The 13,189-nt window shown below is 62.2% G+C and carries 11 protein-coding genes and 1 pseudogene; 10 read left to right on the plus strand and 2 right to left on the minus strand.

What is annotated here, in order from left to right:
• Nucleotides 1–51 precede the first annotated feature (51 nt).
• The 8 genes from AC0L14_RS06655 (at nt 52) to AC0L14_RS06690 (ending at nt 9,097) form a co-directional block, all read left to right on the plus strand.
• Nucleotides 52–834 (plus strand): 3-hydroxybutyrate dehydrogenase, encoded by a 783-nt coding sequence (locus AC0L14_RS06655; RefSeq protein WP_473748968.1) that lies wholly within the window; start codon nt 52–54, stop codon nt 832–834.
• 174 nt (nt 835–1,008) lie between these two features.
• On the plus strand, nt 1,009–2,109 hold the full coding sequence (locus AC0L14_RS06660; RefSeq protein ID WP_473749052.1) for a patatin-like phospholipase family protein: 1,101 nt from the start codon (nt 1,009–1,011) through the stop codon (nt 2,107–2,109).
• Nucleotides 2,110–2,215: 106 nt separating this feature from the next.
• The gene (locus tag AC0L14_RS06665; RefSeq protein WP_473488540.1) at nt 2,216–3,550 is read left to right on the plus strand and encodes an NAD(P)/FAD-dependent oxidoreductase; all 1,335 of its coding nucleotides are present in this window, start codon (nt 2,216–2,218) and stop codon (nt 3,548–3,550) included.
• Nucleotides 3,551–3,567: 17 nt separating this feature from the next.
• Nucleotides 3,568–4,941, plus strand: a complete 1,374-nt coding sequence (locus tag AC0L14_RS06670; protein WP_473488490.1) for a cytochrome ubiquinol oxidase subunit I — start codon at nt 3,568–3,570, stop codon at nt 4,939–4,941.
• Nucleotides 4,942–4,955: 14 nt separating this feature from the next.
• A complete protein-coding gene (gene cydB / locus AC0L14_RS06675; protein ID WP_473748969.1) occupies nt 4,956–5,954 on the plus strand; it encodes a cytochrome d ubiquinol oxidase subunit II in 999 nt (332 codons plus the stop codon).
• Nucleotides 5,955–5,968: 14 nt separating this feature from the next.
• Nucleotides 5,969–7,294 (plus strand): dihydrolipoyl dehydrogenase family protein, encoded by a 1,326-nt coding sequence (locus tag AC0L14_RS06680; protein WP_473748970.1) that lies wholly within the window; start codon nt 5,969–5,971, stop codon nt 7,292–7,294.
• 138 nt (nt 7,295–7,432) lie between these two features.
• Nucleotides 7,433–8,140, plus strand: a complete 708-nt coding sequence (locus AC0L14_RS06685; protein ID WP_473748971.1) for a peroxiredoxin-like family protein — start codon at nt 7,433–7,435, stop codon at nt 8,138–8,140.
• Between the two features lie 210 nt (nt 8,141–8,350).
• A complete protein-coding gene (locus AC0L14_RS06690) occupies nt 8,351–9,097 on the plus strand; it encodes a peroxiredoxin-like family protein (RefSeq protein ID WP_473488495.1) in 747 nt (248 codons plus the stop codon).
• On the opposite strand, the gene AC0L14_RS06695 is transcribed toward AC0L14_RS06690, so the two are convergent.
• Nucleotides 9,039–9,947 carry a LysR family transcriptional regulator gene (locus AC0L14_RS06695; protein ID WP_473748972.1) on the minus strand — a complete coding sequence of 303 codons (909 nt, stop codon included), beginning with the start codon at nt 9,945–9,947 and terminating at the stop codon, nt 9,039–9,041. The two genes, AC0L14_RS06690 and AC0L14_RS06695, sit on opposite strands and share 59 nt — an antisense overlap.
• Nucleotides 9,948–10,297: 350 nt before the next feature.
• Between AC0L14_RS06695 and AC0L14_RS06700 the strand changes: the two genes are divergently transcribed.
• On the plus strand, nt 10,298–10,714 hold the full coding sequence (locus tag AC0L14_RS06700) for a GNAT family N-acetyltransferase (RefSeq protein ID WP_473748973.1): 417 nt from the start codon (nt 10,298–10,300) through the stop codon (nt 10,712–10,714).
• A gap of 12 nt (nt 10,715–10,726) precedes the next feature.
• Here AC0L14_RS06700 and AC0L14_RS06705 read toward each other — a convergent pair.
• Nucleotides 10,727–10,884: pseudogene (locus AC0L14_RS06705) on the minus strand (LysR substrate-binding domain-containing protein); the annotation flags it as partial.
• A 208-nt stretch (nt 10,885–11,092) separates the two neighbouring features.
• Here AC0L14_RS06705 and AC0L14_RS06710 point away from each other — a divergent pair.
• Nucleotides 11,093–12,964, plus strand: coding sequence for a tetratricopeptide repeat protein (locus AC0L14_RS06710; protein ID WP_473748974.1), 1,872 nt, complete (start codon nt 11,093–11,095; stop codon nt 12,962–12,964).
• The last annotated feature ends 225 nt before the right edge of the window (nt 12,965–13,189 follow it).

A 13,189-nucleotide genomic window follows, 5' to 3' on the forward strand; every position in this document is an offset into this window, starting at 1 on the left:
AGCTACCGGAAGGAACCGGCTGCAGTTGCCTAGAGAGCCAGGAGAACCATGATGCTTCGCGGAAAAACAGCACTTGTGACGGGTTCGACCAGCGGCATAGGCCAAGGCATTGCAGAGGCATTCGCGGCCAAAGGCTGCAATATCGTCCTTAATGGCTTCGGCGACACCAAGGAAATCGAGAAACTGCGGGATGGCATCGCAAGCGAACACCACGTGACAGTCCGTTACGACGGCGCCGACATGAGCAAGGGAGACGCCATCACGGCCATGATGGACAAGGCGATCGCCGAGTTCGGGGCGGTCGACATCCTGGTCAACAATGCCGGCATCCAGCACGTTGCGCCGATCGATGAATTCCCCGTCGAGAAATGGGAAGCCGTTGTCGCAATCGACATGATGGCGTCGTTCTACACGATCCGACGCGCGCTCAGTGGAATGAAGGAACGCAAATGTGGCCGCGTCATCAATGTCGCATCCGCGCATGCGCTGGTCGCCTCGCCCTTCAAGTCGGCTTACGTTGCTGCCAAGCACGGCGTCGCCGGCCTGACCAAGACGGTCGCACTGGAGGTTGCCGAGCAAGGAATCACCGTCAACGCAGTGTGCCCTGGCTACGTGCTGACGCCGCTCGTCGAAAAGCAGATCCCCGACACCTCCAAGGCGCGCGGCATCACCGAAGAGCAAGTGGTGAAGGACGTATTGCTCGCTGCGCAGCCGACCAAGAAATTCGTCACCGTAGAGCAGGTCGCTGCGCTTTGCTTGTTCCTGGCATCGGAGGAAGCAGCGTCGATCACGGGCGCGATCCTGCCGATCGAGGGCGGCTGGACTGCACATTGAGGCGCCCCTGCGCGTTCCTCGGACGCGCAGCAAGACGCCCCAGCAAATTGAATCTGCACTCGATCTTGCCGGCAGAGCGATCCGCTCTTCGGGATCGTACGCAAGCAAGCAAGGACAGCAGCGATGAACAAGATGACCCGAAATCCCCCCGAGGCGAAGGTCACCGTGCTGCCGATGGCCGACCACGCGGCGAAGCCGCAGACGGTCTTGGTGCTGCAAGGCGGCGGCGCGCTCGGCGCCTATCAGGCCGGCGTCTACCAGGCTCTGGTCGAGGGCGGCATCAATCCGGACTGGGTGATCGGCACCTCGATCGGCGCCATCAACGCCGTGCTGATTGCAGGCAACAAGCCCGAAGATCGTCTGCCGCGGCTGCAGGAATTCTGGGATCAGGTCGGCAAGGGCAGTCCGCTCGACCTGATGTGGTCGGCGCCTTTCCTTGGCAACGCCTTTGCCAACATGAATACCATCGTACGCGGCATTCCGGGCTTCTTTGAGCCCAATCCGACCGCGCTGTTCGGCGTCAACCACGCGGCGGGTGTCGAGCGCGCGTCTTACTACACGACCGATCCGCTGAAGAAGACCCTGACCCGGCTGGTCGACTTCGACTACCTCAACGAGAAGCACACACGGCTGACCGTCGGCGCCGTCAACGTCAACACCAGCCAGCTTAAATACTTCGACACGCGCGAAATGGACCTCGGTCCGGCGCACGTCATGGCGTCGGGGGCGCTGCCCCCGGCCTTCCCGGCGGTCTGCATCGATGGCGAGCCCTATTGGGATGGCGGCGTCTATTCGAACACGCCCATCGAAGTCGTGCTCGACGAGCGGCCGCGCCGCGACTCGCTCATCTTCGCCGTCAACATGTGGCAGCCCTCCGGCTCCGAGCCGCAGACCATCTGGCAGGTGATGGGCCGCCTGAAGGACCTGCAATATGCCAGCCGCGGCAAGAGCCACGTCGCCCGCCAGGAACAACTACATCGGCTGCGCCACGTCGTGCGCGAGCTAGTCAAGCACATTCCCGAATCCGAGCGCGACGATCCGATGGTCAAGGAACTCGCCTCCTATGGATGCAGCACAATCATGCACCTAGTGCGGCTCTTGTCGCCGCGGCTCGACGGCGAGGATCACACCAAGGACATCGACTTCACCCGCTCCGGCATCCGTTCGCGCTGGCAAGCCGGCTACGCGCATGCCGAGCGCGTGCTGTCAGAAAAACCGTGGGAGTGCGACGTCGACATGCTGCAGGGCGTCGTGATCCACGAATCGAACGAATGAAAACCATCCGGTTTCCCGATCCCCGCGAGGAGCTATTGCAATGCATGCCGTGACATCGATGACGCCACCAATCGCAGTCGTGCCAGGCACGGCGCCGGAGAAGGACATGTTCGCCGGCATCCCGGAAACGCCGTCCCACAAGGATGCCTCGCTGCATCGGGTGCTGATCGTCGGCGGCGGCGCGGCCGGATTGGAGCTTGCCACGCGGCTCGGCCAGAAATTTGGCAAACGACGGCGTGCCTCGATCACGCTTGTTGACCGCAACCGCACCCATATCTGGAAGCCGTTGCTGCATGAGGTCGCATCAGGCTCGCTCAATGCGACAAGCGATTCAGTGGAATACATCGCCCATGCGCATGGCCATCACTATCGCTATCGCATCGGCGAGGTAGTCGGTATCGACCGCAGTAAGCGCCAGGTGCTTGTCGCGCCCAGCCTCGATGAGGACGGCAGGCAGGTCATTCCGCCGCGAGTGCTCGGCTACGATACGCTGGTGATGGCGGTGGGCAGCGTCTGCAATGATTTCGGAACCCCCGGCGCCGCCATGAATGCGATCGCGCTCGACAGCGCCGAGCAGGCGGCCCGCTTCAACCGCCGCATGATCGACGCGTGCCTTCGCGCCAATGCGCAATACGAGCCGCTGTCGCCGGGTCAGCTGCACTGCGCCATCATCGGCGCCGGGGCGACCGGCGTCGAGCTTGCCGCCGAGCTGCACAAGTCGATGCGGGAAATCGCGTCGCACAACCTCGACAACATCGATTTCGAGAAACTGATCCGGATCACCGTGATCGAAGCGGGACCACGCATCCTCCCGGCTTTGCCGGAGCACCTGTCGCGCGACTCCGCACAGCTGCTTGTCAACCTTGGGATTCAGATACGCTGCGGTGTGCGAGTAACCGAAGTGACGCCGGACGGAGTGAAGCTTGGCGACAAGCTGTTTCTCCCGGCCGAGCTCGTTGTCTGGTCAGCCGGCATCAAGGCACCGGACTTCCTGAAAAATCTCGACGGCCTCGAACCCGATCGCATAAACCGCCTGGTCGTGCACGAGACGCTGCAGGTGAAGGGCGACGAGAATCTCTTTGCTATCGGCGATTGCGCGAATTGCGTCCTACCCGGTGAGGAAACGCCGCTACCACCACGCGCACAGACCGCCCACCAGCAGGCCGATCACCTCGTCAAGGTTGTCGCCGCGCGGCTGAACGGACGACCGCTGCCGGCCTTCCACTACCGCGACTTCGGCTCGCTGGTCTCACTCGCCGACTACCGTACCTTCGGCAATGTCGTTGGTGGGCTCAAGATCGAGGGGCTGATCGCCAGGCTGATGTACCGGGCGCTCTACAAGATGCATCTGCAGGCGATCCACGGCACCTTCAAAACCGGACTCGACACCATCGCTGCGATCGTGGCTGGCCGTACCAAGCCACGCGTCAAACTGCACTGAGCCGACGGGAGCGCGACATGGAATTTGATGCCGTCCTGCTCTCTCGTCTGCAATTCGCGTTCACGATCGCGTTTCACATCCTGTTCCCGACGCTGACGATCGGACTTGGGGCTTTCCTCGTCCTGATCGAGGGCCTGTGGCTCAAGACCGGCGATCGAATCTACGAACTGCTCTACAAATTCTGGACGAGAGTGTTCGCGCTGACCTTCGGCATGGGCGTGGTCACCGGCGTCGTGCTCTCCTATGAGGTTGGGACGAACTGGAGCCGGTTCGCCGACGTCACCGGCAACGTTCTCGGACCGTTGTTCATCTACGAGGTGCTTTCGGCGTTCTTCCTCGAGGCCGGGTTCGTCGGCATCATGCTGTTCGGCTGGAACCGGGTCGGTCCGCGCATGCATTTCTTTGCGACGGCCATGGTGTCGTTCGGTACGCTCGTTTCCGCATTCTGGATCATCGCAGCGAACTCGTTCATGCAGACCCCGGCTGGCTTCCACATCGAAGGCGGCCGGCTGTTCGTCGACAGCTGGTTCGACGTCGTCTTCAACCCATCACTGCCGACCCGGTTCCTCCATATGGTGCTGGCATCCTATGTGACGGCGATGTTCGTCGTGGCCGGCATCTCGGCGCTGCACCTCCTCATGGACCGGCCACCGAAGGTGGCGCGCCGCGCTCATTCGATTGCAGTCGCCGCGCTCGCGATCCTCGTTCCCTTGCAAATCTTCGTCGGCGACGCCAGCGGTCTGGTCGCGGAGAAGCATCAGCCGGCCAAGATTGCGGCGTTCGAGGGCCGCTGGGAGACGATGGCCGGCGCACCTCTGCTACTGTTTGCCTGGCCGGACCAAGGCGCAGAAGCCAACCATTTCGAAATCGGCATCCCCAGGCTCGCGAGCCTCATCCTGACGCACAGCCTCGACGGCGAGGTTCGCGGCCTCAAGGAGTTCGCCCCGCAGGACCGGCCGCACGTCCTCACGGCATTCTGGGCTTTCCGGGTGATGGTTGGCATCGGGGTGCTAATGCTCGCCGTCGCCGGCTGGAACCTGTTGTGGTGGTGGAAAGGCCGGCTTCACGAGAGCGGGCTCTTGCTCACCGTTCATGTGGCGATGATCCCGCTCGGCTTTGTGGCGACGCTGGCCGGATGGACCGCAGCCGAAGTCGGGCGCCAGCCCTGGGTTGTCTACGGCGTGCTTCGAACGCTCGACGCGGCTTCGCGGCTGCCGGTCGCATCGGTAGCGACGTCGCTGGTGCTGTTCTTCGTGGTCTACAACGTGCTGCTTGCCGCCTACGCCTATTTCCTCACCCGGCTCGTCTGGCATGGCCCGGACGACCGGGTCGAGCTGCCGTCCGCAACCGAGCCGACTATCGCCAAGCGCGCCATGATGCCGGCTGAGTAGGGAGGGACGTTCAAATGGATCCCGCATTCATATCGGCATCGGTCGTCGTCTTCGCGCTGTTCATGTACGTGCTGCTCGACGGTTTCGATCTCGGCGTCGGCATCCTGTTCTTCCTCGATCCAGAAGGCGAGAACCGCGACCACATGATGGGCTCGCTGACACCGTTCTGGGACGGCAACGAGACGTGGCTGGTGTTCGGCGGCGTTGCACTATTCGGCGCGTTTCCCGTCGCCTATGCGATACTGCTGCCGGCCCTTTATCTGCCTGCGATGCTGATGCTGTTTGCACTGGTCTTTCGTGGCGTCGCTTTCGAGTATCGCTTCAAGTCCGGCACTTCGCGGCGCTGGTGGGATCTATCCTTCAGCGCCGGTGCAGCACTTGCGGCATTCGTGCAGGGCGTGATGCTCGGCACTGTCGTCGGCGGATTCGAAGTTGACGGACGCGTTTTTGCCGGCGGCGCTTTCGACTGGCTGTCGCCTTTCACGCTGATGTGCGGATTGGGCCTTGTCGCGGGCTATGCGCTCTACGGCGCGACATGGCTCATCATGAAGACGGAGGGACCAGTGCAGGCGCGGGCACGGCGCAATGCACTCCATTTGCTGCCGGTCTTCATTGCCTTTCTGGTGCTCGTCAGCATCTGGACGCCCTTCATGCATCCAATGGTCGCCGCACGCTGGTTCACTTTGCCGAACCTTTTCTATCTGGTGCCGGTGCCGCTGCTGACGGCGATGGCGCTGCTTCAACTGTGGCGCGGGCTGGTGACCGGCGCGGAGCGAACCCCGTTCCTGTGCATGGTCGCCATCTTCAGCCTGAGCTTCGTCGGCCTAGGCACAAGCCTCTACCCACACATCGTGCCGTACAGCATGACCATCTGGGAAGCCGCCGCCGCGCCTCGCTCACAAATGTTCCTGCTGGCTGGAATCGCTGTCATGCTGCCGATCGTGCTGGTCTACACCGGCTACAATTACTGGGTGTTCCGCGGCAAGCTCGGCAAATCGGTCGCCTATCATTGAGCCCGGAGGACCTGATGAAGACCGAAAAATACGATGTCGTGATCCTTGGCGGCGGCAATGCCGGCATGGGCGTCACGGTGGCGACACGGGCAGCCGGGCTCTCGGTGGCGATGGTCGAAGCGCGGGATCTCGGCGGCACCTGTCCCAATCGCGGCTGCAGCCACGCGCTGCACGAGATCGAGAGGGCGTGCGAGCACCGGATCACGGTTGCCGCCCCGCGCCTCGACTGGGCCGCATTGATCGATCGCGAGCAGGCGATGGTCCGCGACATTCCCGATCGCCTGGCCGGCGTGATGGCGATGCGCGGCGTCGACGTCATCCACGGCGAGGCAGCATTCGTCGGCAGCAATGCCGTCCGGGTCGGCGAGCGCCAGCTTGACGCCGCCAGCATCGTGATTGCCACCGGCTCAAGGCCAAGGGAGCTGTGCTTTCCCGGCGCTGAATTGATGACGACCTCAGATGACGTGCTGAGCGACCGTGCGTTGCCAAGCGATGTCGTGTTCATCGGCGGCGGCGTCATCGCCTTCGATCTCGGCCACGTCTACGCCCGCGCCGGCGTCAGGGTCACTATCCTCGAGGCGCTGCCGCAAATGCTCGGCGGTTTCGACCCCGACGCGGTGGACCAGATCCGCAGCGAAAGCGAGCGCATCGGCATGCCCTTGCTAACGCTCGCCCTAGTGAAACGGATCGACCGAGTCGGCGAACGCCTGCGCGTGCTGTTCGCCAACGACAACTCCGAGCATACCATCGAAGCCGATCGCGTCGTCAATTGCGCAGGGCGAATCGCCAACACTGACGGTCTTGATCTCGCCGCGGGGCACGTCGCACACCGTGACGGCCGTATCGAAATCGACGCGTTCCTGCGCTCGCGCTCGAACCCTGCCGTTCATGTCTGCGGGGATGCCGTGTGGAACTCACCCCAGCTTTCGCCGATCGCTACCTATGAGGGCCGGATTGTCGGCCGCAACATCGTCGAAGGCGCGAAGCACCAGCCTGACTACGGCCAGATTCCATCCTCGGTCTACACCGTGCCGGCGGTGGCCAGTGTCGGCCTTACCGAGGCCAAGGCCGCCGAGGGCGGACTGAGAATCAAGGTGCAGGTCAATGACATGCGTGGCTGGCTGTCGGCCAGGACTTATGCCGAGACCGTGGCGTGGTCGAAGATCATCGTTGGGGTTGAGAGCGACCATATCCTCGGCGCCCACGTTGTCGGACATGCCGGCGAGGAGTTGATCCACATCTTTGCACTCGCCATGCGGCACGGCATCACCGCGACCGATCTCGCCGACAATCTCTACGGTTTCCCGACATTCTCGTCGGACAACAAGAACATGATGTGAGCCAGTCCACGGTGGACATCACCAGCTGCGACCGCGGAGGAACGGAATGCGTTTGGATCATGATTATCATGAGAAAAGGGGTTGTTCGACAGAGCGTCCTCGGGGCTATTCGGCACCGAGAAATGCGGAACTTTGCATATGGCTGCAGTTGAACAAGTCATGACATTCGAACAGGCGGTGCAGGCGGCGATCGATCTCGACGCGCCGCTCAGCGAACGGCTTGCGGTGATCGCTGCGGCAATACGAAGGCTCGACGCCAGCTACGCAGACGCGGCCGACCGCATGGTGATGCGGCTGCAGGACAAGGGGGCAGGCGCCACGGCGCCTAGGCCCGGCGATGCCATGCCGGCCTTTCTGCTCCCTGACGAGGACGGCAGATTGGTAAGCCTGGCCGACGTCCTCGCGAATGGGCCGGTGGCGATCACTTTCCTGCGTGGGCATTGGTGCCCCTTCTGCCGGTTGAACGCGATCGGTATCGTCGAGGTGCAGCAGGAGATCGCTGCCATGGGCGGCCAGGTCGTGGCGATCACGCCGGAGCGGCGAAAGTTCTCAACGGCGCTGAAGAACCGGGTCGGGGCTGAGTTCCCGTTTCTGACCGACATGGACAATGGCTATGCACTTTCGCTCGATCTGGCGATCGGGATCGGCGTGGAAATGCAGCAACTGCTTGGCGCCGGCGGTGACGACTTGCCGAGTTACCAGGACAACGCCGCCTGGCTTCTGCCGATCCCCGCCACTTTCATTGTCGGCGCTGATGGCATCATCACAGCGCGTTATGTCGATCCCGACTACCAGCAGCGCATGGAGATCGAGGACCTGGTGTCCGCGCTCGAGCGCGCTCGCTGACTGCGAGAGGCCGACCGAACGTTGACCAAGTCGAGCGTCGTCCTGGGCGGGGTGGCGGCGATTTCTGGCATCTGAGTGACCCGCATTACTTTGACTCATCGTTTCCATGCGAAAAAGGCATCGTCTCGCGAACCTTTCATGAATCTACGGCATGGACGTTGGCTGGCAGTAGGCTACACTGCGCAGAACTGCGAATTTGGAGTTGCCGTCATGGCTGCCAATGAATTGGTCGTGAAGCTCGAAGAGGCCGTCCAGGCTGCGATCGCGCTTGATGCGCCGCTGAACGAGCGGATGGCGGTGATCGCCAATGCAGTGCGCTCGCTCAGCACCACCTTCGCTGAAGCGGTCGACCGGATGGTGCAGCGCCTGCAGGACCAGCGTGCGGGCGCGATGGCACCGGCGCCCGGCGATGTAATGCCGCCGTTTCTGCTCCCCGACGAGAACGGCAGGCTGGTCGGCTTAGCCGAAATCCTGCAAAAAGGACCCGCAGCGATTTCTTTCCAGCGCGGACACTGGTGCCCTTATTGCCGGTTGAATGCGATCGGCATGGCTGAAGTCGAGAAGGAAATCACTGAATTAGACGGCCAGTTCGTGGCGATTGTGCCCGAGCGGCGCAAATTCACGACGACGTTGAAAGAGGAGGCGGCTGCATCCTTTCCCTTCCTCACCGACATGGACAATGGCTATGCGCTGTCGCTGAACCTGGCGATCTGGGTCGGGACGGAAATGGAAACGCTGATCGGGGGCGCCGGCTGGGATGTGCCCAGCTATCAGGGCAATGCCGCCTGGTTCCTGCCGATTCCGGCAACCTTCATTGTCGGCACCGACGGCATCATCACAGCGCGCTACCTTGATCCCGACTATCGCCAGCGAATGGAAATTGACGACCTGCTTGCGGCTATCGAGCAGGCTCGCGAACCCCAAAGGTTGACCAGTCGGTTGCGCGCAACAGGTTGAGCAGCGTCGTGGCGACAGGCGCACGCTGCCGGCCCGCTACGCTATAGGCGGCCACGGTTCGGGAAATATCGATATCGCGCAATTTGAGCCTGCGAACGTTGGGTGAGCGTGGCGCAGTCATCGAAACAAAGCCTACCCCAGCGTTGGCCTCCAGCAGCGCCAACAGGTCATGGTCCGTTTCGACTTCATGTGCCGCTTCATGCGCCAACCCATTGGCCTTCAAGGTGCGGGACAGGTCTTCGCTCGTCTCCCAATCGACCCGGCTCAGTATCGGCTCACCAACTAATTGACTCAGCGCGACATCGGCTTCGTTGCGTCTGCCGAGCGGGTGCTCTGAATTGACCACCAACTCGATCTCCTCATCGAACAACGGCCACGTGTCGATCCTGTCCCAGGCCTGCCCGAGCGGGCCGGCGATCGCCAGCTCGGCGTCGCCATTTTTGAGCGCCTCGACCACGATCGTCGGAGCGCCGCGGCTGATCTTGAGGTGAACACCTGGGTAGGCACGAAAGAGCTCGCTAAATGGCGATATCATCAGCGCTATGTTGATGCTGTTGGAGATCGTAACGTTAAGTGGCGCAACATCGCTGCTTTTGACAGCCTTGGCGAGTGACTTCGCAGAACTCGCCGCGTCGTAGCATTGCTGCAGGAATGGCAGCATGCGGCGACCGAGCTCGGTCAGATGCGAATGCTGACGCTCACGTCGGATGAGCTCGCCACCAAGCTCATCTTCCAGATTCTTGATGCCGCGCGTCAGCGCCGGCTGAGTGACGTTGCACTCCTCAGCAGCCCGCGTAAAATTGAGCGTGCTGGAGAGCGCCAGGAAATAGCGAACCTGCTGCATTTCCATTCGTGGTGGCCCTTAACGCGACGTGAGGTTGGTCACGTATTAAGACGTATTCTCGAGTCGATCAATGGACGCGCGGTTCGAAGGACGGTTAGCACGGCGTTGTGCCCAAAAGCGGTAGGGAGAGAGAACATCTGACACCGCTACAGATGAGGAGCTTAAAGCTGTGGCAAATGACGTGGTGGCTCACGGCGGGATGCGTAGACTCTGGAGCTAGGCCGGGTGGTGGGTATGCTGATCAGACCATTCTCTGACAAGGACGCGTCTGCGGTGCGAGACCTCTTTGTCACTGTCAACAGACTGCTCGCGCCGCAGCATTTGGCTGCGCAATTCGAAGCCTACATCGCCTATCCTTGCGCGAGGAAATCGAACGCATCTGCCAATATTACGATGAGCGAGAGGGAGGCTTCTGGGTCGCCGAACATAGCGGCGCGGTCATCGGCATGTTTGGCCTGGAAACCGCTGTAACGGGAGTAATGGAAGTGCGACGAATGTATGTTTGCCCCCATTTCCGTAGACGCGGAATTGCCCGAGCGATGCTGAAATATGCCGAAGAAGAATGCCGAAGACGCAGTGCCGTCAAAATCGTGTTGAGCACCTCAGAACTGCAGTCAGCGGCGCTGAATCTCTACCTTGTGAATGACTATCGGCTCACGGACGAAAGGGTCGCCGCGACCCCGAGTAGCAAGACGATTGGCGGTGGGATTCGACGATATCATCTCACGAAGTGTCTGTCGGCGACGGGCCATCAAACTGATGACAACCGGTAGCCCCGGCGGCTCCGCGGCGGAATTCTGGCGGCGGCTTGGATAATAGAGATGATAGCCTGGAAAGGGCGGCACCAGTCCTCAAGCACCTGCTGAAGCCGTCCTTCAGCAAGGAAGGGGCGCAGCGCGTGGTCGGGCAGGCAGGCAAGACCCAGGCCGTTCAATGCGGCGTCGCCCTCCGCCAGTGCGACGACGGACGGCTCCGGACGAAGCAGATGATGGCGGACGAAGGCCAGAACGGGATAGGCCACAAATCGTCACGCATTTGTGAGCTGTGTTGATAAGCCTATCCGGGATTGTGGGTCTAGTCTTGGGGCGTGCGTCGCCTTAAGTGTCAGCAGTTATAGTCCGCGCAGGGCCCGCCGCTCAGGAATAATGCTGATGGAACGCAAGCTCGCGGCAATCATGGCCGCCGATATCGTCGGCTACAGCCTGCTGATGGCTGAAAACGAGGCTTCCACCTACGCGAAGCTGCGCGCTGTTTTTGATGAGCTCATTGACCCGACCACTGCTCGCCATGGCGGGCGCATCGTCAAGACGGCGGGAGACGGCTTTCTCGCCATGTTTCCCAGCGTCAACGAAGCGGTTGATGCGGCGCTGGCCATCCAGGAAGGCTTCGACAAGGGCCCGTTCGAGCTGCGCATCGGCATCAATCTTGGCGATGTCATCGAAGACGACGGCGACGTATACGGCGACGGCGTCAATGTGGCCGCCCGTCTTGAGGCCATGTGCGATCCGGGGCAGATATTCGTCAGCGGCGCCGTGGTGATGGCGGCCGACCGCAACAGCGCGGACAGGTTCGTCCGCATCGGCCGCAGGCGGGCCAAGAACATTCCCGAACTTCTCGACGTCTACCGCGTAAGGCGCGCGGGCTCTCCGTGGTCGCCATGGCGGCAGGTGCCGCAGGTGCTGCGCAGCACCGCCGCCCGCTGGTCTTATGGCGCGGCCGCCATAGCCCTCATCCTCATCGGCACCCAAATCCAGCCGCTCCCCCTGGCAGCTATGGTCAGCCGCATCCCGGCGGTCTTGTCGATGGACCAGAGCCGCGCCGACCCCCGGCCGTCAGTGGCGGTCATGCCTTTTGCCGCGATGAGCGGCAGCGGCGAGCAATCGTATTTCGCGGACGGACTGACCGAGGATGTGACGACAGCCCTTGCCCGCAATTCAGAGATGCAGGTAATCGCGCGCGATTCCACCTACGCCGTGCATGGGCAGGGTACGGACGTGCGCAAGCTCGGGGCGAAGCTCGGCGTTGATTATGTGGTTGAAGGCAGCGCCCGCCGTGAAGGCGACCAGCTTCGCGTGTCGGCGCAGCTGATCGATGTAAAGACAGGCGCGCATCTTTGGTCGCGCAGTTTCGACCGGCAGGTCGCCGACGTGTTCACCGTCCAGAGCGAGCTGACCACTGAAATCGTCGCGCAGATCGCGCCCTATATCGGCAGGAGCGAGGCGGCGGCGGCAGCGGAACGCCCGACCGACAATCTGCAGGCCTATGACCTCGTGCTGCAGGCCCGCAACCGCTACCGGCACGGCGCCGATGACCCGCAGGACATTCTGGAGGCGCGGGGCCTCTACCAGCGCGCCCTTGAAATGGACCCGTCCTATGCGGCCGCCCGCGCAGGCCTCGCGCTGACCTTTATCGCCAGCGTGGCGCAGAGCGGTGACGGCCGGGCAAACGCGCCGGAACTCCATCTTGGGCTTAGCGAAGCCCGGCAGGCGGTCCGTCTCGATCCCAATCTTGGCCTTGGCTATCAGGTCATCAGCTTCGGGCTTGCCCTGCAGGGCGACTATTCAGGCGGCTTGCAGGCCGCACGGCGCGCTGTGGAGCTCAACCCTAACGATCCCGACAGCATGATGGCGCTTGCAAAGGCGCAGGTTCGCTTCGGGGAATATGATGATGCCGTCGCCAACGCAGAGCGGGCCCGCCGCCTTCATCCTATGGCGCCCGAGTACTATGCCTATGTGCACGGGCAGGCGCTCTACGCGGCTGACCGCCGCGATGAGGCTTCCGCCGTCATAGAGGAATGCCTGGTCCGGGCGCCGCGCGATGCAAACTGCCTTCTGATTCAGGCCGCTTTGCAGGCCGGGGGCGGAGAGGTCGAGGCAGCCCAGCAGACGATGGCAAAGCTGGTCGAGGCGCACCCGGCATTCTCGCTGGAAGCAGAGCGCGCTTACCGCCGGTTCGGTGACAGGCCGCTGATGGAAGAGTTCCTGCAGGACCTCGCACAGGCCAAGGCTCCTGAAACCGGCTGAGAGTTTTTACAGAGCGACTTCAATCACATAGCGGTGCCCAGTTTCATCCTCTCCGGCGCGCCAATTTTGCCATTTCCACCACGCCAACACCGAAAATTGCCGCCCATTGCCGCTGGAACTACGTCCGCGCGAGGAGCGCGAAATAGCCAAGAGGCGAGAGAGCGTAGTAACGGCGGTGATCGGTGGTGAAAACGTTCGAATCGTTTGCGGCCGAATGACGTATTT

The organism is Mesorhizobium sp. WSM4841 (assembly GCF_055811515.1).